20 protein-coding genes and 1 pseudogene are annotated in these 21,996 nt (G+C 67.5%); 4 read left to right on the top strand and 17 right to left on the bottom strand.

Annotated features, from left to right (window positions below):
- Positions 1-15: 15 nt before the first annotated feature.
- Positions 16-2,700 carry a bifunctional acetate--CoA ligase family protein/GNAT family N-acetyltransferase gene (locus MRY84_RS15190; RefSeq protein WP_291506544.1) on the top strand — a complete coding sequence of 895 codons (2,685 nt, stop codon included), beginning with the start codon at positions 16-18 and terminating at the stop codon, positions 2,698-2,700.
- Between the two features lie 225 nt (positions 2,701-2,925).
- On the opposite strand, the gene MRY84_RS15185 is transcribed toward MRY84_RS15190, so the two are convergent.
- The 15 genes and pseudogenes from MRY84_RS15185 to MRY84_RS15115 form a co-directional block, all read right to left on the bottom strand.
- Positions 2,926-3,573 (bottom strand): 3'-5' exonuclease, encoded by a 648-nt coding sequence (locus MRY84_RS15185; protein WP_291506543.1) that lies wholly within the window; start codon positions 3,571-3,573, stop codon positions 2,926-2,928.
- A complete protein-coding gene (locus MRY84_RS15180; RefSeq protein WP_291506542.1) occupies positions 3,574-5,403 on the bottom strand; it encodes a DUF294 nucleotidyltransferase-like domain-containing protein in 1,830 nt (609 codons plus the stop codon).
- Positions 5,404-5,643: 240 nt separating this feature from the next.
- On the bottom strand, positions 5,644-6,300 hold the full coding sequence (locus tag MRY84_RS15175; protein ID WP_291506541.1) for a 2-hydroxychromene-2-carboxylate isomerase: 657 nt from the start codon (positions 6,298-6,300) through the stop codon (positions 5,644-5,646).
- Positions 6,297-6,587, bottom strand: coding sequence for a DUF1289 domain-containing protein (locus tag MRY84_RS15170; protein ID WP_291506540.1), 291 nt, complete (start codon positions 6,585-6,587; stop codon positions 6,297-6,299). Before MRY84_RS15170 ends, MRY84_RS15175 begins: the two co-directional genes overlap by 4 nt.
- Positions 6,584-7,114, bottom strand: a complete 531-nt coding sequence (locus MRY84_RS15165) for a YbaK/EbsC family protein (RefSeq protein WP_291506539.1) — start codon at positions 7,112-7,114, stop codon at positions 6,584-6,586. Before MRY84_RS15165 ends, MRY84_RS15170 begins: the two co-directional genes overlap by 4 nt.
- 139 nt (positions 7,115-7,253) lie before the next feature.
- The gene (locus MRY84_RS15160; RefSeq protein WP_291506538.1) at positions 7,254-8,168 is read right to left on the bottom strand and encodes a hydroxymethylglutaryl-CoA lyase; all 915 of its coding nucleotides are present in this window, start codon (positions 8,166-8,168) and stop codon (positions 7,254-7,256) included.
- 45 nt (positions 8,169-8,213) lie between these two features.
- The gene (locus MRY84_RS15155) at positions 8,214-8,705 is read right to left on the bottom strand and encodes a DUF3592 domain-containing protein (RefSeq protein ID WP_291506537.1); all 492 of its coding nucleotides are present in this window, start codon (positions 8,703-8,705) and stop codon (positions 8,214-8,216) included.
- Between the two features lie 48 nt (positions 8,706-8,753).
- Entirely contained in the window at positions 8,754-9,674 is a 921-nt protein-coding gene (locus tag MRY84_RS15150; protein ID WP_291506536.1) for a glyoxylate/hydroxypyruvate reductase A, read from the bottom strand.
- A 37-nt stretch (positions 9,675-9,711) separates the two neighbouring features.
- Positions 9,712-11,736 (bottom strand): acetyl/propionyl/methylcrotonyl-CoA carboxylase subunit alpha, encoded by a 2,025-nt coding sequence (locus MRY84_RS15145; protein WP_291506535.1) that lies wholly within the window; start codon positions 11,734-11,736, stop codon positions 9,712-9,714.
- Positions 11,737-12,456 carry a DUF4126 domain-containing protein gene (locus tag MRY84_RS15140; protein WP_291506534.1) on the bottom strand — a complete coding sequence of 240 codons (720 nt, stop codon included), beginning with the start codon at positions 12,454-12,456 and terminating at the stop codon, positions 11,737-11,739. It abuts the gene before it with no gap.
- A 20-nt stretch (positions 12,457-12,476) separates the two neighbouring features.
- Entirely contained in the window at positions 12,477-13,265 is a 789-nt protein-coding gene (locus tag MRY84_RS15135; protein ID WP_291506533.1) for an enoyl-CoA hydratase/isomerase family protein, read from the bottom strand.
- Positions 13,262-13,777 carry a DinB family protein gene (locus MRY84_RS15130; RefSeq protein WP_291506532.1) on the bottom strand — a complete coding sequence of 172 codons (516 nt, stop codon included), beginning with the start codon at positions 13,775-13,777 and terminating at the stop codon, positions 13,262-13,264. The genes MRY84_RS15135 and MRY84_RS15130 overlap by 4 nt, the downstream gene beginning before the upstream one ends.
- Complete coding sequence (locus MRY84_RS15125; RefSeq protein WP_291506531.1) at positions 13,774-14,655, bottom strand: dienelactone hydrolase family protein; 882 nt, start codon at positions 14,653-14,655, stop codon at positions 13,774-13,776. The genes MRY84_RS15130 and MRY84_RS15125 overlap by 4 nt, the downstream gene beginning before the upstream one ends.
- A gap of 26 nt (positions 14,656-14,681) precedes the next feature.
- Positions 14,682-16,286 (bottom strand): carboxyl transferase domain-containing protein, encoded by a 1,605-nt coding sequence (locus tag MRY84_RS15120; protein ID WP_291506530.1) that lies wholly within the window; start codon positions 16,284-16,286, stop codon positions 14,682-14,684.
- A gap of 172 nt (positions 16,287-16,458) precedes the next feature.
- A pseudogene (locus tag MRY84_RS15115) lies at positions 16,459-18,201 on the bottom strand (AMP-binding protein).
- Between the two features lie 102 nt (positions 18,202-18,303).
- Between MRY84_RS15115 and MRY84_RS15110 the strand changes: the two are divergent.
- From MRY84_RS15110 to MRY84_RS15100, 3 genes are all read left to right on the top strand, one after another.
- Entirely contained in the window at positions 18,304-19,413 is a 1,110-nt protein-coding gene (locus MRY84_RS15110; RefSeq protein WP_291506529.1) for an AraC family transcriptional regulator, read from the top strand.
- A gap of 103 nt (positions 19,414-19,516) precedes the next feature.
- Positions 19,517-20,056: a hypothetical protein gene (locus tag MRY84_RS15105; protein WP_291506528.1), complete on the top strand. Its 540-nt coding sequence runs from the start codon at positions 19,517-19,519 to the stop codon at positions 20,054-20,056.
- Between the two features lie 54 nt (positions 20,057-20,110).
- On the top strand, positions 20,111-20,779 hold the full coding sequence (locus MRY84_RS15100) for a glutathione S-transferase family protein (RefSeq protein ID WP_291506527.1): 669 nt from the start codon (positions 20,111-20,113) through the stop codon (positions 20,777-20,779).
- 35 nt (positions 20,780-20,814) lie between these two features.
- Here MRY84_RS15100 and MRY84_RS15095 read toward each other — a convergent pair whose 3' ends face one another.
- Positions 20,815-21,069 carry a hypothetical protein gene (locus MRY84_RS15095; RefSeq protein WP_291506526.1) on the bottom strand — a complete coding sequence of 85 codons (255 nt, stop codon included), beginning with the start codon at positions 21,067-21,069 and terminating at the stop codon, positions 20,815-20,817.
- 256 nt (positions 21,070-21,325) lie between these two features.
- A complete protein-coding gene (locus tag MRY84_RS15090) occupies positions 21,326-21,844 on the bottom strand; it encodes a glycine zipper domain-containing protein (RefSeq protein WP_291506525.1) in 519 nt (172 codons plus the stop codon).
- Positions 21,845-21,996: the final 152 nt, after the last annotated feature.

Here is a 21,996-nt window from a genome sequence, read left to right as displayed (position 1 = left end):
CCTATTGCCACCACCATGGACAAGCACTTCCTGCAGCCCCTTTTCAACCCGGCCTCCATCGTCGTGTTCGCTGGCGGCCTGGACCCCGACGCGCTGGAGCCCGGCCCCGCCCGGAATCTGGCCGACCAGCTGCGCAGCTGCGGCTACGGGGGTGAGCTGCGCTTTGTCGACATTCGCATGAGCGGCACGCTGGCCGACCTGGCCCGCTCGCGCGCCGAGCTGGCCGTGATCGCGCTGCCCACGGTGGACGAGATGGACAACGCGCTGGAGGTGGCCGGCCGCATCCGCTGCCGGGCGGCGCTGGTGGTTTCCTCAGGCCTGAACGCGCAGGACGCGGGCCGGCTGCACGCCACGGCCCAGCGGCACCAGCTGCACCTGCTGGGTCCCAACTGCAGCGGCTTCCAGCGGCCCCACCACCACCTCAATGCCAGCACCATCGGCGCGCTGGCCAAGGCCGGGCCGCTGGGGCTGCTGTCGCAGTCGGGCGCGCTCACGGCGTCCACCCTGGACTGGGCGCAGCGCAGCGGGGTGGGGTTTTCGGCCGTGGTGTCCCTGGGGCCGAACACGGCGCTGGACCTGGCAGATGCGCTGGACTTTCTGGCAGCGGACGCGCACACGCACAGCATCGTGATCTACATGGAAGGCATCCGCAACGCGCGCCGCTTCATGAGCGCGCTGCGCGCGGCCGCCAGTGCCAAGCCGGTGATCGTGCTCAAGGCCGGCCGAAAGCCCGCAGGCAACGAGGCGGCGCTCACGCATTCCGGCGCCATCGTGGGCAGCGACGATGTGTTCGACGCCGCACTGCGCCGCGCTGGCGCGGTGCGCGTGCGCACGTTCTCGCAGCTGTTCTCGGCCGTGCGCTGCCTGGCCTCCCGCTACCAGCCCTCGGGGCGCAACCTGGCCGTCATCACCAACGGGGGCGGGCCCGGCGTGCTGGCGGCCGACTGGGCCAACGAGCTGCGGCTGCACCTGGGCAAGCTGGACCACGCCGCGGCCACCGCGCTCGCGCCAAAGCTTTCGCCGCAGGCCTCGCTCAAGGACCTGATCGACCTGTCGGAAGACGCCACGCCGGAGCACTTCACCGCCGCCATCGAGGCCGCGAGCGGCACACCCGGCATCGACGGCATTCTGGTGATCTATTCGCCCAAGCTCGGCGCCGACCCCACCCGCGTGGCGCAGGCGCTGGTGCAGACGCACCTGTCGGTCAGCAAGCCGCTCTTCACCTGCTGGATGGGCGACACCACGGTGAACGAGGCACGCGCGGTGCTGAACGCGGCCTCCATCCCCACCTTCCGCACGCCCGAAGCGGGTGTGGACGCGTTCTCCAACATCGCGAACCACCACGAGAACCAGCTGCTGCTGCAGCAGACGCCGCCCCCGCTGGCGCACGACCTGGCCAAGCCGGATGTGGAGGGCGCACGCCTGCTCATCGAGAGCGTGCTGGCCGAGCGCCGCTACGTGCTCACCGAGCTGGAATCCAAGGCGCTGCTGGCAGCGTTCCACATCCCCGTCACCAAGACCATCCTTGCGCGCAACGCGCACGAGGCCATGATGATCGCCACGCAGCTGGGCTACCCGGCCGCACTCAAGATCGATTCGCCCGACATTCCGCACAAGTCCGACGTGCAGGGCGTGGCGCTCAACATCGCCAACGCCACGCAGGTGCGCGACACCTACAACGACATGGTCAAGCGCGTGGCGCAGCTGCGGCCGGAGGCCCACATCAACGGCGTCACGGTGCAGAACATGTCTGCCCAGCGGCGCGGGCGCGAGCTGTACATCGGCCTGGTGACGGACGACCTGTTCGGCCCGGTGATCACGTTTGGCGCGGGCGGCACGATGATCGAGCTGATCGGCGACCGCAGCATGGACCTGCCGCCGCTCAACCAGTTCCTGGCGCGCGGGCTGGTGCAGCGTGCGCGCGTGGCTGCCACGCTGGGCGAGTGGCGCGGCGCCCCGCCCGTGGACATGGCGGCGCTCGAACACGTGCTGCTGCGCGTATCCGAAATGGTGTGCGAACTGCCCCAGCTGCGCGAGATGGACATCAACCCCATCATCCTGGACGAGTCCGGCGCGCTGGCGGTGGATGCGCGCATCGTGGTGCAGCCCACCTCCGCGCACGGGCAGCACTACGGGCACCTGGCCATCCTGCCCTACCCCTCGCACTTCGAGCAGGAATGGCCCATGCGCGGCGGCGGCCTGTACACCGTGCGCCCGGTGAGGCCGGACGATGCCTCGATGCTGCAGGCGCTGGTCAAGGGCCTGTCGTCCGAAAGCCGCTACTTCCGGTTCGCCTCGTCCATGCCCGAGCTGCCCTCGCGCATGCTGGCGCGCTTCACGCTCATCGACTACGACCGCGAGATGGCCCTGGTGGCCGTACACCGCGAACGCAAGCTAGGGGCCGATGGCGAGTTCATCGACACCGAGCGCATCATCGGCGTTTCGCGCTACGTGACCAACCCGGACCTCCGAACTTGCGAGTTCTCGCTGCTGGTGGCCGACGAATTCGCGGGCCAGGGCCTGGGCTCGCGGCTCATGGCCGCCATCACCGAGTTCGCGCGCAACAAGGGCCTGGCGCAGATCGAGGGGCTGGTGCTGGCCCACAACAGCAACATGCTCAAACTCATGCGCCACCTGGGTTTTCAGATCAAGCCCTTTGATGAAGATCCGGACTTCAAGCTGGCGGTGAAGGTGCTGTGAGCGAGGCTGGAGGCCACTCGCGCCGGGCGCGTGTGCGGCCTCCCCGCCGTTCGCCCTGAGCTTGTCGAAGGGCTGCTCAGGCACAGTGCCCTGGCTTCGACAGGCTCAGCCCGAACGGTTGAAGGACAGGCAAAGCACTGCCAAGCCGCAAAAGCTGCTTTAGCGCTTGATGGATAAGCGCAAACAGCTATAAATTAGATAGCAAAGAGGACACAGGAAGTGACCTCACGCCCCGCCCAGCAGCCGCCGCAGCTTGATGAACGCCAGCGCAGCAGTCACCGCGTCGTTGACCGCATCGTGCGCCTCGCGCGGGGGCAGGCCCAGCTCGCGCACCAGGGTGGCCAAGCGCAGGTCGATGTCGGCGTTGGCATGCTGCTGGTAGGGCGGCAGCTGGCGGAACTGGTAGTCGTAGTACAGCGCCGACACCTCGATGCATGGCTGCGGCAGGCCGATGCCCAGCCAGGGACGCACGGCTCGGTTGAGCATGGCCACGTCGAACTCCAGGTAATAGCCCACCAGCGGACACCCGCCGATGAAGCGCAGCAGCTGGGGCAGCAGTGCCTCCAGCGGCAGGGCCTGCGCCACGTCCTGGGCACGCAGGCGGTGGATGCGCACGCTCTGCGCGGGCACGGGCCCGGCGGGCCGCACCAGCAGTTCCAGCCGCTCGCTGGCCACGATGCGCTGGCCGCACACACGCACGGCGCCAATGGAGACGACTTCGTCCGTGCGCACGTTGAGCCCCGTGGTCTCGCAGTCCAGTGCCACCCACTCATCGGGCGGCCCCGGCTCCAGAAGAAACGCGTACTCGGGCCGGCGCAGACGGTGCTGCAGCCAGCGGCGGCGCGCAGCGGACCAGGGGCTGTGCAGCGCCATTTAGAGCATCCCCAGATGAAAGCGCGTGCGCAGCATCTGCTGAAAGCGCTTGACCACGCCGAGCGCGTCCTTGAGCAGATCCCGGTCCAGGCTCCCCAGCTGGTCGGGCGCCACCGTGCCGGTGACGGGGCGCTGCTGCTCGCGCTCGGCCAGCCCCGCTTTCAGCCGCAGGGCCATCAGCACTTGCAGAGCCTCGGCCAGGTCCTCCCCTTCGCCGGGGCTCAAGGCGCCCAGGGCCACCAGCGCCTCGATGCGGTCGGTGGTGGCGGTGACGGTCACCCGGTGGGCCAGTGCCAGGCTGCGCACGCCGTGCACCAGCGGGAACAGCCCTTCCTTCTTGATGTGCCAGGGCTCGGGCGCGGCGCCGGGGGTCAGCAGCCGGCTCCACCAGCTGGAGCTGCTGACATGACCAAATGCGTCGATGGCGGCCGCAAAGCGGCTCTGCAGGCCTTCATGGTCGGTGGCCAGCGACAGCAGATGGGACCGCGCCGCGTCCAGCAGCGCGGCGTCGCCCGCCACGGCGTGTGCGTCCAGAAAGATCGCGAGGTGCATCAGCGCTTCGCCCTCGGGCCGCCACACCCAGTCCTGAAGCTGGCGCGCCCATTCGCTGCCGGTGCGCCGCCACAGCGGCTGGCTGAGCATGATGCCGCCGGGGCACGGCGGGTAGCCGAAGCGGCCCAGCGCCTGCGAGAAGCGTTCGCAGATTTCGGCCAGATCGTGCGGCGGCGCGTACCCGTCGCGCAGGATCAGGCCGTTGTCCTGGTCGGTCTTGAGCAACTGCTCGCCCCGGCCTTCGCTGCCCATCACGAACAGGCAGCTGTTCGCCACCAGGTCCGGTGGCGCGATCAGCTGCCAGGCGCGCAGGAACAGGCGCGCATTGAGCTGCTGCACCAGGTGCGCCACCAGCCCCACCCGCGTGCCGCTGCGGAACAGCACGGTGACCACGCGGTCGATCTGCGCCGCAGCATCGGCGAGCGCATCCAGCGAGGTGGCGTTGTCGATCTGCAGCGCCACCAGGTGCGAAGGGTTGGACACATAGCTCAGCAGGTCCAGCGACTCCAGCATGCCCAGCGTGCGCTCGCCATCCACCACCACCAGGCGGTGAATGCGGTGGCGCAGCATCAGCGCCATGGCATCGCCCACGGCATCGCCTGCACGCACCTCGATCACCGGGAAGCGCGCCCAGTCGCCCACGGGCATCTGGTCCAGGGGCCTGCCCGACAGGATGGCGCGCTCGAGCAGCGTGCGGCTGAAGATGCCGCGGCGCGGCGGGGTGGCAGCATCGTCGCGCACCAGTACGCTGGCCGTGTGCTCGCGGTGCATGTGGCGCACGGCGCTGAGCACGTCCAGCGTGGCGGGCACCTCGTGCACTGGCCGCAGGAAGGCATCGGCCACGCGCGACAGGCTGAGCGAGGGCACATCGCGCGGGTGCTGGCGCTCGGCCAGCACGCTGAGCTTGTGGCCCAGGTCCGAAAACAGCAGCGCACCGAACGTGGCGTTGCGCGCGATCAGCTCCAGCACCGTGGCGCGGGCCAGCTCGTAGGTGATGACCTCCTCGGTGGCCACGAAGCGGCTGCTGGCGCGGCCTGCGACCAGACTGCGGCCGTCAAAGCAATCGTCGGGGCCGTAGGTGACGACCGCGTCGCCCTGGTCTTCTTGCACCACATGGCCCTTGACGACCACGAACAGGTGCGAGGGCGCCGCGCCGCGCTCCAGCAGCACCTGGCCGGGCGCGTAGTAGCCGATGTCGACGTGGTCGCGCACCATGCGCTGCTCGTCGGGCTCCAGACAGTCGAAGGGCGAATGGACAAAGGAGAAGGCGTTGGGCATGCGGACCTCGGTGGCGGCGAGGCCATTGCACCACCGGCCCCTTGCGGGGCGCTTGCATTGCTACGGGTGCGCTGCGGGAGTCCTTGCGCCAGCGCAACAAAGGCGCAGGCGGTCCGGTCGCCGGCTTTTTCGGCAGCGGTATTTTCCACACTGCAAAACCGTTGGGCTGAGCCTGTCTGCGCCTCGCGCGGCACTTCGACTGCGCTCAGTGAACGGTTTTTGAAGGGCTGACCGAACGAATCAACGAGCCACGGGCGGCAGCCCCGACGGCGTGCGCGGGGCGGCGTCCCAGTCCGGCCCGTCGAACCAGGCATCGCCCTCCAGATAGGCGCGCAGCATGGGCAGCGCGTCCAGCCCCCAGAACACCTTGCGGTCCACCACAAAGGCGGGCACGCCAAACACGCCCGCGGCCTGCGCCGCCTCGGTGTTGGCGCGCAGCAGGGCCTTGGGCTCGGCGCTGTTCACGTCCTGCCCGGGCCGGATCTGCTCGGCCAGCTCGGCCGCGAGAGCAGCCAGGCGCTCAGGGTCCAGCGCATCGCGCCCGCCTTGCCATACATGGCGCAGCACCGTGCCGGCCACGAAGCGGTTGACAAAACCGTCGTCGCTGCATGCCAGCGCCTGGCGCAGCAGCGGCAAGGGGTTGAACGGGTGGCGCAGCGGCATCTGCAGCGGCGTGCCCTGCGCATGGCCCAGCCAGGTCACATGGCGGTAGGTCCAGTCGCGCTTGGGTGCGATGCCCGCCGGGCCGGGGTTGGCGTGCTGCTGCAGCAGCGCTCCCAGCAGCACGGGCCGGTAGGCCACGCTGTAGCTCAGACCCGCCAAGGCCTCCGGCAGGCGCTCGAAAGCCAGCCAGGCATACGGCGATACGAAGTCCAGGTAGAAGGTGATGTGCTTCATGGCTGGGGCTCCGGATGGGCGGCCATATCGGTCAGCGGTGCAGGCAGCGGGACACCGGCGCGCCCAAGCAGCTGCACCCAGATGGCACGCCGCTGCGCGCTGTCCGCGCCGGACCAGGCCCGGATCTCCTCCAGCGTGCGAAAGCAGCCCACGCAGCCGCTGCGATCATCCGAGAGGCGGCAGACCGAGATGCAGGGCGAGGGCACCACCTCGTCAGACTGCTGATCAAAATAGCCCGCATCGCTCATCAGATGAGCGCGAGCAGCTATGGATTCAGTAGCATTCATGGTGCGGAGGCTCCCGGCGCCTCGGCCGCCATGGCCTGCACCACGTCCACCACCGGCGCGCCGGTCAAGCGCTGCAGGTCGCTCGGGTGCAGCGCAAACACGCCGTGCGGGTGCCCCGCCGCCGCCCACACCACGTCAAAGCGCAGCAGGTCCTGGTCGATCAGCGTGACGGGCGGTGTGGCATGCGCCACGGGCGAGACGCCGCCAATGGAGAACCCGGTCCGGCTCTTCACAAACTCCGCATCGGCGCGGCCGATCTTGCTGCCCACATGGGCCTCCACCTTCTTCTCGTCCACGCGGCGGTCGCCCGAGGTGACCACCAGCACCGCCGCGTCGTCGCTCTTGCGGCGGAAGATGATGCTCTTCGCGATCTGCCCCACGGCAATGCCCAGCGCATCGGCTGCCTGCTGCGCGGTGCGCGCGGCGTCGTCCAGCATCTGCGGGCGGTGGGGGTGGCCCAGGGATTCCAGCGCTGCAGCCACGCGCTGCACGCCTTCGGGCAGGTTTTTCACTTCAGCTCCACACATCGTTGCTCACTCCGGAATCAAAGTCGTTCCACCCATTTTCCACACCGCCAATAACCTCTGCGAACCCACGGCTCCCCACAAGGGACGCAGCCCCGCCGAAAGACGGGGAGAAGACGCCGAACGCGCCTCCCGAGATGCCTCACCCCATTCGCTTGGTGAGCAGGGCGTTCGCTGCGCGCGAGTTGGGTTTGCGGCCTAGAAAGTCGCTGATGTACGCGCCCGCGTCAATCAGCTTGTCGAGGTCGATGCCCGTCTCGATGCCCATGCCCTGCAGCATGTACACCACGTCCTCCGTGGCCACATTGCCGGTGGCGCCCTTGGCATAGGGGCAGCCGCCCAGCCCGGCGACAGACGACTGGTAGTTCCACACCCCCATCTCCAGCGCCGCCAGCGTGTTCGACAGCGCCTGGCCATAGGTGTCGTGGAAGTGGCCCGACACTTCGTCGATGCCGAAGTGCTGCAGCGTGGCCTCGATGGCGCGCTGCACCTTGCGCGGCGTGCCCACGCCAATGGTGTCGGCCACGTCCACGCGTTGCACGCCAATGCCCTTGAGCAGGCCTGCCAGGTAGGCCACGCGCTCGGGGGCAATGTCGCCCTCGTAGGGGCAGCCCACGGTGCAGCTCATGGCGCCGCGCACGCGGATGCCGGCGGCCAGCGCCGCCTCCACCACGGGCGCAAAGCGCTCGATGCTCTCTGCAATGCTGCAGTTGATGTTGCGCTGGCTGAAGGCCTCGCTGGCCGAGCCGAAGACCACGATTTCGTCGGGCCGGTCGAGCACCGCCGCCTCATACCCCTTGAGGTTGGGCGTGAGCACCGAATACGCCACGCCGCTGGCGCGCGCAATGCCAGCCATGACTTCGTGGTTGTCGGCCATCTGCGGCACCCACTTCGGGCTCACGTAGCTGGTGACTTCGATCTCGCGCAGGCCAGCCTGCTGCAGGCGGTGCACCAGCTCGATCTTCACGGCGGCGGGCACGGGGGTCTTTTCGTTCTGCAGGCCGTCACGGGGGCCGACATCGATGAGGTTCACGCGGGAAGGAATGCTGCTGCTCATGGGGGGTGCTTTCATCAAACAAAAAGGAAGACGGCCAGCGCCCCGTCAATCCAGGGTGGCGTGGGCCGCGATGGCGATGGACCTGGGCCGCAAGCGCAGCAGCAGCCAGCCCACGAGCACGCCGATGCCGCTGAACAGCAGCAGCACGCCGCCGCCCAGCACCTTGACCGTGGTGGAACTGCCGATCTCGGCCCGCGAGGGATCCTGGGCGTCATAGCGCACCGTGACGGTCTCGCCGATCTTGTGCATCGCGAGGCCTTGGCGTGCCACGCCGTCGGTGAAGCGCTGCGTGCGCCCGTCGCCCGTGGCGAACTCGACAATGCTTTGCCGGGCCAGGCTGCGGCGCCCCTGCGAGCCGAGGGTCACGTCCTGGTGCGCCACCACGCGGCCCGTGGCCGTGTGCGTGCCACCCAGCATGCCCAGGCCCGAGGCCAGCATCCACGCCGCGCCCAGCGCCGTGAGCGCGCTGGGAACCAGAAGGATCCAGCCCAAAAGGCCAAAGAAACGCCGGACGGTAAAGGTGCTGGAGGTGGTCATAAGCCTGCCATTGTCCGTGCTGCGTGTGGGGACCGCGCCTTCATTCATTCAGTAGCCGCGCCCGGCGTCCACCACGCCGGCCACGGTGGCACCCCGCTGCAGCGCTGCCATCTTGCGTGCGATCTGGGCGATGCTTTCATCGCGCAGCGTGCGCGCCGAGGTGTGAGGGGTGATGGTGATGCGCGGGTGGTTCCAGAACGGGTGGCCGGCGGGCAGCGGCTCGGTGCGGAACACGTCCAGCGTGGCGCCGGCCACATGGCCGCGCTCAATGGCAGCGAGCAGGTCGTCTTCCACCAGGTGGGCACCGCGCGCCACGTTGATGATGTAGGCCCCCGGCTGCAGGTGCGCCAGTGTGTCCGCGTTGATGACATCGGCCGTCTCGGGCGTGAGCGGAAGCAGGTTCACCAGCACACGGCTGGCCGCCAGGAAGTCGTTGAACTGCTCTGTGCCGCTGAAGGCCCGCACGCCCTCGATGGCCTTGGGGCTGCGGCTCCAGCCGTTGATGGGGAAGTCGAACTGCGCCAGCGCCTTCGCCACGCGCTCGCCCAGCACGCCCAGGCCCATCACGCCGATGGGGAAGTCGCTGCGCAGGCGCGGCTTGCGGTAGCCCCAGCGTCCCGCTGCCATGTCAGCCTCGTAAGCATCGAACTCGCGGAAGTGGCGGATGACCGCGTGGCACACGTACTCGGCCATCTGCACGGCCATGCCCGCATCGTCCAAGCGCACCACTAACGCCTGGGGCGGCAGGCGCAGCTTGAGCAGCGCGTCCACGCCCGCGCCGATGTTGAACAGGGCTTTCAGGCCCGGCTGCTCGTCCATGAACTGCTGGGGCGGCGCCCAGACCACGGCGTAGTCGGCCTGCGGTGCGCCGGGCTGCCACACGGCGATGTCGGCGCCGGGCAGCGCGGCGGCCAAACCCTGGAGCCAGGGCTCGGCCTTGGTATCGGTACAGCAAAAGGTGATTTTCATGGATGCCGAGCGTACCGCGCCCTGCCGCTGCGTGCTGTCACACCGTTGCGTTGGACAGTTTGAGCAGTTCGGCCCCTTCCGTCACCTGGTCGCCCGGGGCGTACAGCAGCTCCTGCACCACGCCATCGGCCGGCGCGGCGATGGTGTGCTCCATCTTCATGGCCTCCATCACCGCCAGCGGCTGGCCCTTGGTGACCGCATCGCCTGCCTTCACAGCAAACGACACCACCTTGCCGGGCATGGGGGCCGTGAGGCGCCCGCCTTCGGCCGCCACCTCCCCCGCATGCGCCAGCAGATCGATGGCGGTGATCTGCGTAGCGCCCAGCGGGGTAAAGACATGGTCCACCTCGCCCTGGGCATACACGGCAGCGCGGGTGCGTTGGCCGGCAAACTGCAGCTCGATGCCATCGGCCTGCGGGGCAAACACCAGTGGCCCGGCCACGGCGGTTTCGCCCTCACCCACGGCCAGATGCAGGCTGCCACCGCGCTCATAGGTGAGCCAGGCCTTGGCATGCTCGCCGCCAAATTCAAACTCGAAGCGGCGGCGGTTTACCCCATGCGAATGGAAGCCATCGCGGCGGCTGAACGGGTCTGCGCCTTCGCTGGCGCGCTCGCGCAACAGGGTCTGGGCCACCGCAGCGGCGGCGGCCAGCGGCAGGCCCACGGGTTCCTGGTGGAACAGCACGGCCTGCTCGCGCGGGATCAGCGCGGTGTCGAGCTTGGCTTGTGCAAACGCATCCGTCTTCGCCACGCGGCGCAGGAACTGCACGTTGGTCGCCAGGCCCACGATGTGCGTCTGCGCCAGGGCCTCGTCCAGCCGTGCCAGCGCCTGCTCGCGCGTATCGCCGTGCACGATGAGCTTGGCCACCATGGAGTCGTAGAACGGGCTGATCGCATCGCCCTGGCGCACGCCGGAGTCCACACGCACCGTACCTCTTTCAAACGTCACGCACTCGGGCAGTGCATACACATTGAGCGCGCCCGTGGCGGGCAGGAAGTTGTTGTCGGGGTTCTCGGCACAGATGCGGGCCTCAATGGCATGGCCTTGGATGCGCAGGTCTTGCTGCTGCAGGGGCAGCGGTTCGCCCGAGGCCACACGCAGCTGCCACTCCACCAGGTCCAGGCCGGCGATGGCCTCGGTCACGGGGTGCTCCACCTGCAGGCGGGTGTTCATCTCCATGAAGTAGAACTTCATCTGGTCGGGCCGCTCGTAGCCGCCCGGCTGCTCCACGATGAATTCCACCGTGCCCGCGCCCACGTAGTTCACGGCCTTGGCGGCGGCCACGGCGGCCTCGCCCATCTGCGCGCGCAGTGCGGGCGTCATGCCGGGGGCCGGGGCCTCTTCCAGCACCTTCTGGTGGCGGCGCTGCACGGAGCAGTCGCGCTCGAACAGGTAGACGCAGTTGCCGTGCGTGTCGCCAAACACCTGGATCTCGATGTGGCGGGGGCGCTGCACGTACTTTTCGACCAGCACTGCATCGTCGCCAAAGCTGTTGATGGCCTCGCGCTTGCACGACTCGAGCGCGGCGGCGAAGTCTTCGCTCTTGTCCACCGCCCGCATGCCCTTGCCGCCACCACCCGCGCTGGCCTTGATGAGCACGGGGTAGCCAATGCGGTCGGCCTCGCGCTGCAGCAGGGCCGGGTCCTGATTGCTGCCATGGTAGCCGGGCACCAGGGGCACACCGGCCTTTTCCATGAGCTGCTTGGACTCGGCCTTCAGGCCCATGTCCTTGATGGCTGAGGCGGGCGGGCCGATGAAGACCAAGCCTGCCGCTGCGCAGGCCTGGGCGAAGTCCTCGTTTTCCGATAGGAAGCCGTAACCGGGGTGGATGGCCTGTGCGCCCGTGGCTTTGGCGGCCTCGATGATGCGCTCCCAGCGCAGGTAGCTGTCCTTAGGCGCACTGCCGCCGATGTGCACGGCCTCGTCGCACACGGCCACGTGCTTGGCATTGGCGTCGGCATCGGAGTACACGGCAACAGTCTTGACACCCAGGCGCTTGGCGGTGGCAGCTACACGGCAGGCGATCTCTCCACGATTGGCAATCAGAATCTTTTTGAACATTTAAGCCACCTTGGCAGAACCAGAAAAGAAAGAAGACAGGCGCCGCACCACGGCGCGCAGAAACTTGAACAGCACCACCAGCAGCAGCACCGACACGGCCACCATCAGCACCAGCGCGATGCCGAAGGCCACCGGGTGCTGGGTGGCGAGCCACACCACGGCGATCACCAGGCCATCTTCAAAGAACGACAGCCCCCAGTTGGAGAACGGCTCCGGCGAGGTGTTGGCCGCGGCCCGCGTGGTCATCTTGGTGGCCAGCGATGTGGCGGCGAGCGACCCGCCCAGCAGCCCGGCGACCACGCCCATCGTGGCGTTGTCGGCACCGAAAACGCCTGCGGCCAGCAGAGCACCCCCCGGCACGCGGATGAACGCGTGCACGGCGTCCCAGGCGCTGTCCACCCACGGCACCTTGTCGGCGAAGAATTCGACCAGCATCAGGCTGCCGGCCACCAGCAGCACCAGGGGGCTTTGCAGCACCTGCAGGCCGGGCGGCAGCGCGAGCCAGCCGAGCGCACCCATGCCGCCCACGATGAAGACCACGGCATACAGCCGAAAGCCGCTGGCCCAGCCCAGTGCGGCGGCGAGCGCCAGCAGGCTGGGCATGTCGAGCTGCGCCGTGGCACGCGCCGCGCCCGCGGCCACGTCGCGTGCGGTGCCGGCATCGACGTGCAGCCCCAGGGTGTGGAGCCACTGAACGATGGTGAGCCAGAACTGGTCCATGATGGTACGCCCTCAGCCCGTCAGCCGGCCAGCCAGGCCGGCTTGCGCTTGTTCAGGAAGGACTGCACGCCCTCTTTGCCTTCATCGCTGGCGCGGATGTCTGCAATGCCCTGTACCGTGGCGGCGATCAGACCGGCGTTGATTTCGCGCTCGGCCACATCCAGCACCAGCTTCTTGCAGGCGCGCACGGCGTTGGGGCTGGCGCTGGTGAGCGCCTTGAGCAATTCGTCCACCTTGGCATCGAGCTGCTCGGCCGCCACCACCTCGTGCACGAAGCCGATGCGCAGCGCCTCGGCCGCGCCGAAGCGCTCGGCCGTGAGGAAGTAGCGGTGCGCGGCGCGCGGCCCCATGGCGCGGATCACATAAGGGCTGATGGTGGCGGGGATGAGGCCGAGCTTCACCTCGCTCAGGCAAAAGCCCGCCGTGTCCACGGCAACCGCCATGTCGCACGCGGCCACCAGGCCCATGCCGCCGGCATACACATCGCCCTGCACACGCGCGATGGTGGGCTTGGGGCACTCGTAGATCACGCGCAACATCTCGGCCAGCTTGCCTGCGTCGGCCAAGTTTTCGTCGCGCGTGTAGTCGGCCATGCGGCGCATCCAGTTGAGGTTGGCGCCCGCGCAAAAGGCCGGGCCTTCTGCCGCCAGCACGACGGCGCGCACGTCGGGGCGGCTGCCCACGTCCGTGAAGGCGGCGGTGATCTCGGCGATGACTTCGTCGCTGAAGGCGTTGCGCACCTCGGGCTGCGTCAGCGTAATGCGCGCCACCGCGCCGGATTGGGTGATCGTCAGGTTCTGGCTGCTCATGGCTGGGATGGGTTTTGCAAAAAGTAGACAAGGTCCAGCTCGGGGCTGGGCTGGCCCAGGGCCGTCAAGGCCGCCGTGATCTGCCCCCGGTGGTGTGTACCGTGGTTGAACACATGGGCCAGCGTGGCCGCAAACGGCAGCGATGCGGCCGTGCCGCGCATGGTGGTGTAGTCGAGCGTGCCGTCCCACCGGCCGGGCGAGAACGACGCGATCAACGGCGCCCAGCGGGCCGCCCCTTCCCGCAGCCGAGCATCCAGCCGTGCTCGGTCGGGCTCCACCTCGGCGTTCAGCGCCACCGTGGGCGAGCGGCCTTCGGCAAACCGGACGAACCACAGCAGGTGCTCGCCCACCAGCAGGTGGTTCAGCGTGCCGTGGATGCTGTGGAAGAACAGGCCCACATCGCGCCGGTAGTTATCTTCCGGCAGCGCCCGCACGGCATCGAGCAGACGGGCCGTGGCCCATACGTTGTAGCGCGCGAGCAGGTCGAAGTGCGCGGTCCAGGCTGTGCTCATGGCGCGGCACGGGTGGCCAGCACCCGGCTCCAGAATGCATCGAGCGCAGCCAGTGACTTGGCACGCGCTTGCGGGTTGCCACCCTGGTGCACGCCCTGCGGGGAGGTCCCGTTGGGCACATCCGCGCGCAGGCGCACCGGGGCAATGCCGTCAAAGCCGTGGTAGCTGTCTTCGTACACCTGCACGGTGACATCGCTGCCACCACCGCGTGCCTGAAGGCTGCGTGCAAAGTCCACGCAGGGCTGGACCGGCGTCCAATCGTCCAGGGCACCCAGCAGCATCAGCAGCGGCGCGGCCTCCAGCACCGCGTGGCGCCTGGCCAGCGGGCCACAGCCAGGGTAGAAAACGGCCGCACCCGCGATGCCGGGCTCGCCCGGCTCGGGGTGGGTGCGGCGTTGCTCCAGCAGGTTCAGCGCGGTGGTCGCCCCATTGGACCACCCCAGCACACCGATGCGCTGAGCATCCACCTGCGGCTGGGCCGCCAGCCAGGCCAGCGCAGCGCGCGCGTCCTGCACGCGCTGGGCCACGTCCACGCTGCGATCGCGGTAACGGGTCTGGCAGATGTCGCGCAGGCCGCGGGAACCGAAACTGTCGGGCATCAGCACGGCGTAGCCCGCGGCGTGCAGCCGATCGGCGGTCTCGCGATAGCGTGCGGCCAGACCACCGCCGCGGGCGTACAAACCACCACAGCCATGCAGCGCCAGCACCGCCGGGCGACGCTCCGCGTCTTCGGCGGGCAGCCAGTGCGCGCGCAGCACCCCGCCGGAGGGCAACGGCTGCAGGTCCACCTGCTGCAATGCGGGTGCGGCCACGGCGCCCACCGCTGCCCACCAGAGGGCGGCAGCGGGCAATATGCGGCGAAGGACTGCGGCGAGCATGGCGGTGTGTGGGAGACCGTGCCGGACTACATCCGGAAGATACCGAACTTGGTGTCCTCGATGGGCGCATTGCGCGTGGCCGACAGGCCCAGCGCCAGCACGCGGCGCGTGTCGGCCGGGTCGATCACGCCGTCGTCCCAAAGCCGCGCCGTGGCGTAGTAGGGGTGGCCCTGCTCTTCGTACTGGCGGCGGATGGGGGCCTTGAAGGCTTCTTCTTCCTCCATGCTCCACTGGCCGCCCTTGGCCTCGATGCCGTCGCGCTTGACGGTGGCCAGCACGCTGGCGGCCTGCTCGCCGCCCATGACGCTGATGCGCGCGTTGGGCCACATCCAAAGGAAGCGGGGCGAATACGCACGGCCGCACATGCCGTAGTTGCCCGCGCCAAAGCTGCCGCCGATGATGATGGTGAACTTCGGAACACTCGCCGTCGCCACGGCCGTGACCAGCTTGGCGCCGTGGCGGGCGATGCCTTCGTTTTCGTACTTGCGGCCCACCATGAAGCCGGTGATGTTCTGCAGGAACACCAGCGGAATCTTGCGCTGGCAGCACAGCTCGATGAAGTGCGCGCCCTTTTGCGCGCTTTCGGAAAACAGGATGCCGTTGTTGGCGATGATGCCGACGTGCATGCCTTCGATGCGCGCAAAGCCGCACACCAAGGTGCTGCCGAAGCGGGCCTTGAACTCGTCGAACTCACTGCCATCCACCACGCGGGCAATGATCTCGCGCACATCAAAGGGCTTGCGCGTGTCCACGGGGATCACGCCGTACAGCTCTTCTGCCGCAAATTTAGGCGCTACCGGCGCTTGATCCGCAAGCGCGGGAGCCTTGTTTTTATTCAAATTGCGCACCGCCGTGCGTGCCAGCTGCAGGGCATGCAGGTCGTTTTGCGCCAGGTGGTCGGCCACACCCGAGAGGCGCGTGTGCACGTCGCCACCGCCCAGGTCTTCGGCGCTTACCACCTCGCCCGTGGCGGCCTTCACCAGCGGCGGGCCACCCAGGAAGATGGTGCCCTGGTTCTTGACGATGATGGATTCATCGCTCATGGCGGGCACATAGGCGCCACCGGCCGTGCAGCTGCCCATGACCACCGCGATCTGGGCGATGCCCTGGGCGCTCATGTTGGCCTGGTTGTAGAAGATGCGGCCGAAGTGGTCGCGGTCGGGAAACACGTCGTCCTGGTTGGGCAGGTTGGCGCCGCCCGAGTCCACCAGGTAGATGCAGGGCAGACGGTTCTGCGCGGCCACCTCTTGGGCGCGCAGGTGCTTCTTCACCGTCATGGGATAGTAGGTGCCGCCCTTCACCGTGGCGTCATTGCACACGATCATGCAGTCCACGCCGCTCACGCGGCCGATGCCGGCGATCAGGCCCGCGCCCGGCGCATCGTTGTTGTACATGTTCAGCGCCGCCAGCGGAGCCAGCTCCAGGAAGGGCGTGCCAGGGTCCAGCAGGTTGGCCACGCGCTCGCGCGGCAGCAGCTTGCCGCGTGCGGTGTGCTTGGCGCGGGCTGCCTCGCCGCCGCCCTGGGCGACCTTGTCCAGCTGGGCGCGCAGGTCGTCCACCACGGTGCGCATGGCAGCAGCGTTAGCCTGGAAGTCCGCGGAGCGGGGGTTGAGTTGGGTGTCGAGAATCATGCAAGCTCCATCGATATCTTGGGTTTACGTAGCGCCACCGGCTGGCCGGTGGCACTGAAGGCCGCGGAGCAGGCCATGCGCGGGCCGCCGTGGAACCGGCTTTGCCGGGCCAGTGGCTGCGTCCCCCCTGGAGGGGGAAGACGCGAAGGGGCTCAGGGGGTGTTTCATTGCATCAAGCGGTTTTCTGTTCTTCCAGACCCAGCTGGTCCTTCATCTCATCGCGGATCTTGAACTTCTGGATCTTGCCCGTCACCGTCATCGGAAAGCTCGTCACAAAGCGGATGTAGCGCGGCACCTTGTAGTGCGCGATCTGGCCTTTGCAGAAGGCGCGAATGTCGTCCTCGCTGGGCTACGTGCCGGGCTTGGCGATGATCCAGGCGCAGAGTTCCTCGCCGTACTTCTGGTCGGGCACGCCCACCACCTGCACGTCCTGCACCATGGGGTGGCGGTACAAGAATTCTTCGATCTCGCGCGGGTAGATGTTTTCGCCGCCGCGGATCACCATGTCCTTGATCCGGCCGACGATGTTCACGTAGCCCTCGGCGTCCATGGTGGCCAGGTCGCCGGTATGCATCCAGCCGCCTTCATCAATCGCCTCGCGGGTCTTGGCCTCGTCGCCCCAATAGCCGTGCATCACCGAATAGCCCTTGGTGCAGAACTCGCCGCGCTGGCCGATGGGCACCACCGCACCGGTGTCGGGGTCGACGATCTTGATCTCCAGGTGCGGCTGCACCTGGCCCACGGTCGATACGCGCTTGGAAAGCGGCGTGTCGGTGCTGCTTTGGCAGCTCACGGGGCTGGTCTCGGTCATGCCGTAGGCGATGGTGATCTCGCGCAGGTTCATCTGCTCCACCACGCGCTTCATCACCTCGGTGGGGCACGGCGATCCGGCCATGATGCCGGTGCGCAGGGTGCTGAGGTTGAACTCGGCAAAACGCGGATGCTGAAGCTCGGCAATGAACATGGTCGGCACGCCGTGCAGGCCGGTGCAGCGTTCGTCCTGCACCGTCTGCAGCACCGTGAGCGGGTCAAACCCGTCGTTGGGGTAGACGATGGTCGCACCGTGCGTGAAGCAGGCCAGGTTGCCCAGCACCATGCCAAAGCAGTGGTAGAGCGGCACGGGGATGCACAGCCGGTCGGCGGGCGTGAGCTTCATGCATTCGCCGATGAAGAAGCCGTTGTTGAGGATGTTGCGGTGCGTGAGCGTGGCGCCCTTGGGAAAGCCCGTGGTGCCGCTGGTGAACTGGATGTTGATGGGGTCGGTGGCCTGGAGGCCCGCCGCGACCTGCGCCAGGCGCGGGTCGGCCGCGTTGCCGCGTGCAATCAGCTCGGTAAAGCGCAGGAGACCGGGCTCATCGGCGGCCTGCCCTGCTTCGTCATCGATCCACACCACCGTCTTCAGCTGCGGCAGCTTGGCCGCATGCAGGTGGCCCGGCTGCTGGCCTTGCCACTCGGGCGCCAGCTCACGCAGCATGCCCAGGTAGTCGCTGGTCTTGAAACGCGCCATGCTCACCAGCAGCTTGCAGCCCACCTTGTTCAGCGCGTATTCCACCTCGGCCGTGCGGTAGGCCGGGTTGATGTTGACCAACACCAGGCCCACCTGCGCAGTAGCCAGCTGCATCAGCACCCATTCGGCGTTGTTGTGCGACCAGATGCCCACGCGGTCACCGGGGGTGAGCCCCATGCCCAGCAACGCGCTGGCCAGGCGGTGGGCCTCGGTCTGCAATTGGGCATAGGTGTAGCGGCGGCCCTGGTGCACGCTCACCAGCGCCTCGCGCTCAGGCTGGCCGGCCACCATGTCGGCAAAAAAGGCGCCGATGGTCTGCTCGATCAGGGGAACGTCGGTGGCGCCACGGGCGTAGCTGTCCACCAGCGGTGCGGAGTTCTTCGTCGTTGCGGCTGCGCTGCTCGTCACAGGGGTTGTCTCCTTGGCTCTGTCATCCGGCCCTGCGCCGCAAGAAGATGCAGGCGGGCGATCCGTAAGCATAGAAGCGCCTGCCCTGGCCGGGTTGCCACAATGGTTGCAAATCGTGCCACCGCTGGCACACTTTGCGGCGTGAAACCCGCTGCCCCCACCGCCCCTCGCCTGCCCCCACCCGCCAACGCTCCGGCGGCCACGCCCGTCGCATTCGTACGCGCCATCGTGCTGGCGTACGAGCGGCGCGGCCTGAGCCCCGAGCGCGCCCTGGCCCAGGCACAGATTGCGCCGCAGCTGCTGCAGGACGACAGCGCCCGCATCACCGCCTGGCAGATGGAGCGCATCTCCGACGCCGCCATGCAGGAGCTGGACGACGAAGCCCTGGGCTGGTTCACCCGCCGCCTGCCCTGGGGCAGCTACGGCATGCTGGCGCGCGCCAGCATCAGCTCGCCCACGCTGCAGGTGGCCCTGGCCCGCTGGTGCCGCCATCACGGGCTGCTGACGGACGACATTGCCCTGCACCTGACCACCGAGGGCGACACCGCCACCCTGGCCATCACCGAGGCGCGCGACCTGGGCGCGCTGCGCGAGTTCTGCCTGGTGTCGGTGCTGCGCAATGCCCACGGCCTAGCCTGCTGGATGGTGGACTCGCGCATTCCGCTCATCTCGGCCGAGTTTGCGTTTGACCCGCCGCCGCATGCCGATGCCTACGCCGTGCTGTTCCGGGGCCCCTTCACCTTCCACGCGCCGCGCACCGCCATCCACTTTGACGCCCGCTACCTGCACCTGCCCCTGCGCCGCGACGAGCAGGCCCTGCGCCAGATGCTGCAACACGCCCTGCCCCTGACGGTGCTGCACTACCGCCGCGACCGCCTGCTGGTGCAGCGCGTGCGCCAACTGCTAGCCGCGCCCCTGCCCGGCCAGCCCGCCCACGCCCTGCCCCAGCACAGCGCCGAATCCCTGGCCGCGCTGCTGCATGTATCGCCGCGCACCCTGCACCGGCAGTTAAAGGAAGAAGGCGCCACGCTGCAGGGCTTGAAGGATGAGGTGAGGCGCGCCCGCGCGGTAGAGCTGCTGCACCGCACGCAGCGACCCATCAAGCAGGTTGCGGAGGCGGCGGGGTTTGAAAACGAGAAGAGTTTTATTCGCGCGTTTAGGGGGTGGACGGAGCAGTCGCCGGCGGAGTTTCGGCGAAGCAGAGTCCCATAGCAACTACGGGCCAGACCCTACATCACCTGCTGCGTGCGTTCGCGCGGATTCTGAAGAGCTACAACGCGATAGAAATTTAACGATAGACGTCTAGAAGCAAGATATGGACACCACTAAGCATTGGCTCGACTACGTTACGGCAATAGGTTCCTTGGCAACTCCGCTTATTGTTTTACTCCTCACTGCAGTCGGCTGGAAACTGAGGCAGTCAATTGAGCGACGACGCGACCTGGAAAACAAATTGCACGCCGACAGAATCGATACCTACAACAAAATCCTAGAGCCATTCATCATTCTTTTGATGTCGGACACCGCTTGGGGGCACGACATCAAACATAAGGGGCAAGATAAAAACGACTTTGCAATGGCAAAGATGATGTCCCTCGAATGCAGAAACACGAGCTTCAAACTCTCTCTAGTTGGTTCAGATGCCGTGGTAACGGCATTCAACAATCTATTCCAGTTCTTTTTCGAACAAGGATCCGATTCAGTGCAACCACCAGATCGACTGAGACATATGTTGTCCCTGCTTGGTACGTTTCTCCTAGAAATTCGCAGAAGCATGGGAAACGAGTCATCGAAACTCACAAACTGGCAAATGTTGGAGTGGTTCATTACTGATGCGAGAAAGTACAGCAAGTAGGGGGTGGCCAACGCCCACAACAATCTCGCAGCTTGTTACCAAAATTCAAATTCCATGCTCCACCTCCACCACTGCATCAGCGCCCGCTCCTTCCGCCCCCTGTGGATGCTCGAAGAGCTGCAACTCCCCTACCAGCTCCACATGCTGCCCTTCCCACCACGCGCCAAGGCGCGGTGGTTTCTGGACGAGAACCCGCTGGGCACGGTGCCGCTGCTGGTGCAAGGCGATGTGCGCATGACCGAATCCGCCGCAATGTGCCAGTACCTCGCAGCGACGCACCCCGACGCGGGGCTGGACGTGGCGCCCACGCACCCGGCGTATGGCGCGTACCTGAACTGGCTGCACATGAGCGATGCCACGCTGACCTTCCCGCAGACATTGGTGCTGCGCTACGGCCGCTTTGAGCCCGCCGAACGTCGACAGCCGCAGGTGGTGGAGGACTACACCCGCTGGTTTCTGGCGCGGCTGCGGGCGGTGGAATCTGCCATGGCGCACGGCGAATACCTGTGCGCGGGCCGCTTCACGGCGGCGGATGTGGCGGTGGGGTATGCGCTGCTGCTGGCGCAGTACCTGGGGCTGGTGCCGCAGTTTGGCCCGGCCACGCAACTTTACTGGCACCGGCTGCAGCAGCGGCCCGCGTACCAGCGGGCCATGGCGGTGCAGTCAGAAGCGGCTGAGGATCAGGATGTTCCCTTGACGCCGGCATCAGACACGCGGCCTTGAACGGGCGCGCGTCCGAGCGCTCGGCGTTCACTCCCTCAAGACGCGTTCTTACCGCCGCCCATCGTGCCCTGCAGCACAGCGATCAGGTGCTCTTTGGCCTCGGCCAGCTGTGCCTTGTCGGTATCGTGCACCTTGCGGAAGAACGCAGCGCATTCGGCGGAGCCGGCCGCTTCGGCGTCTTTGATGTACTGGTCGTAGGCCAGCAGGGCCTGGGCCTTGTTCTGCATCAGCGTGATCCAGTCGTACGCTAGGTTGCTCAGGGGATGAGGATCACTGGATTTCTCTGGCATGGTTTTGCTCCCGGTAGGGGCTGCACCGGCACAGCCCCGGGTGAAAAAAATATGCGGCAGCACCGCAGCAGTGGCTGCAGGAATGTCCTGGCTCAAGAAGCGTCTGCACGCATCCTCGTGCGGTGTGCCTCTGCAGGCCCGGGCCGTCCGCTGCGCAAGCAACCCTCGCGGCAGCTAGGGCTACGCGGCGCAATGCGCTTAGCGGTGCGTGATGACCCGCATCGCACACCTTGAGCTTGATGCGTGCACAGGCTCCTTAGCGGCCGTCGCGGTCCGAATCGCCCGGAATGGCGCGCTCGGCAGCGTTGCTCACGCGTTGCCACGCGTCGCGCGAGGCGTGCTTGGCGTTTTCCCATTCCAATGAAGAGCGCCCACGGGCCGTGCCCCAATCCCGGCTCAACTCGGGCTCTACGTCATCGAACGAGCGGTTGGGATAGCGCGAGTACGAATCCAGGCCATAGCGGTAGGCTGGCTGGTAGTCGTCGTAAGTGGCGCCCGTGTTGGCATAGGGGCGCGATGTGTAGTTCTCGCGCCAGTAGGCGTCTTCGGCTGCGGGGTCCACCTTGACATTGCGGCCCATCACCGCCCCTGCCACAGCACCTACCGCGGCGCCGATGGCCGCGCCCACGGGGCCCGTCACACCGCCCGCCAGGGCGCCAGCCGTGGCACCACCGGCCACGCCGCCCACTGCGCCGCCGAGCACGGCGCCGGTGCCCGTCTTTGTTTCGGGCTCCATGTTGCTGGAGTGGGTCATTGCATCGTTGCGATCGCTCATGGTGGTTCCTTTCGGGATATGCAGGCTACGCAGCTGAAGGCTGCGCGGTGCCGGCGGGTTGGAAAGGTTTCACCGTAAAGCCGTGGCGGCCGCGCGGGCCGCCGCAAGTTCCCAAATGCATGAAGGCGCAGGACTACACCGATGGGTCCGCA

The organism is Acidovorax sp. (assembly GCF_022763525.1).
In the GTDB taxonomy this organism is placed as follows: domain Bacteria; phylum Pseudomonadota; class Gammaproteobacteria; order Burkholderiales; family Burkholderiaceae_C; genus Acidovorax.
This window is presented reverse-complemented; position numbering and strand designations above follow the sequence as displayed.

Bases quoted from the DNA above. Each gene is read 5' to 3' on its own strand.
- MRY84_RS15120 (WP_291506530.1), bottom strand. From the start codon at position 16,286: ATGATTCTCGACACCCAACTCAACCCCCGCTCCGCGGACTTCCAGGCT.
- MRY84_RS15155 (WP_291506537.1), bottom strand. From the start codon at position 8,705: ATGACCACCTCCAGCACCTTTACCGTCCGGCGTTTCTTTGGCCTTTTG.
- MRY84_RS15095 (WP_291506526.1), bottom strand. From the start codon at position 21,069: ATGCCAGAGAAATCCAGTGATCCTCATCCCCTGAGCAACCTAGCGTAC.
- MRY84_RS15165 (WP_291506539.1), bottom strand. From the start codon at position 7,114: ATGTGTGGAGCTGAAGTGAAAAACCTGCCCGAAGGCGTGCAGCGCGTG.
- MRY84_RS15185 (WP_291506543.1), bottom strand. From the start codon at position 3,573: ATGGCGCTGCACAGCCCCTGGTCCGCTGCGCGCCGCCGCTGGCTGCAG.
- MRY84_RS15140 (WP_291506534.1), bottom strand. From the start codon at position 12,456: ATGGACCAGTTCTGGCTCACCATCGTTCAGTGGCTCCACACCCTGGGG.
- MRY84_RS15180 (WP_291506542.1), bottom strand. From the start codon at position 5,403: ATGCCCAACGCCTTCTCCTTTGTCCATTCGCCCTTCGACTGTCTGGAG.
- MRY84_RS15125 (WP_291506531.1), bottom strand. From the start codon at position 14,655: ATGCTCGCCGCAGTCCTTCGCCGCATATTGCCCGCTGCCGCCCTCTGG.
- MRY84_RS15175 (WP_291506541.1), bottom strand. From the start codon at position 6,300: ATGAAGCACATCACCTTCTACCTGGACTTCGTATCGCCGTATGCCTGG.
- MRY84_RS15160 (WP_291506538.1), bottom strand. From the start codon at position 8,168: ATGAGCAGCAGCATTCCTTCCCGCGTGAACCTCATCGATGTCGGCCCC.
- MRY84_RS15100 (WP_291506527.1), top strand. From the start codon at position 20,111: ATGCTCCACCTCCACCACTGCATCAGCGCCCGCTCCTTCCGCCCCCTG.
- MRY84_RS15145 (WP_291506535.1), bottom strand. From the start codon at position 11,736: ATGTTCAAAAAGATTCTGATTGCCAATCGTGGAGAGATCGCCTGCCGT.
- MRY84_RS15150 (WP_291506536.1), bottom strand. From the start codon at position 9,674: ATGAAAATCACCTTTTGCTGTACCGATACCAAGGCCGAGCCCTGGCTC.
- MRY84_RS15105 (WP_291506528.1), top strand. From the start codon at position 19,517: ATGGACACCACTAAGCATTGGCTCGACTACGTTACGGCAATAGGTTCC.
- MRY84_RS15135 (WP_291506533.1), bottom strand. From the start codon at position 13,265: ATGAGCAGCCAGAACCTGACGATCACCCAATCCGGCGCGGTGGCGCGC.
- MRY84_RS15170 (WP_291506540.1), bottom strand. From the start codon at position 6,587: ATGAATGCTACTGAATCCATAGCTGCTCGCGCTCATCTGATGAGCGAT.
- MRY84_RS15190 (WP_291506544.1), top strand. From the start codon at position 16: ATGGACAAGCACTTCCTGCAGCCCCTTTTCAACCCGGCCTCCATCGTC.
- MRY84_RS15090 (WP_291506525.1), bottom strand. From the start codon at position 21,844: ATGAGCGATCGCAACGATGCAATGACCCACTCCAGCAACATGGAGCCC.
- MRY84_RS15130 (WP_291506532.1), bottom strand. From the start codon at position 13,777: ATGAGCACAGCCTGGACCGCGCACTTCGACCTGCTCGCGCGCTACAAC.
- MRY84_RS15110 (WP_291506529.1), top strand. From the start codon at position 18,304: ATGGTTGCAAATCGTGCCACCGCTGGCACACTTTGCGGCGTGAAACCC.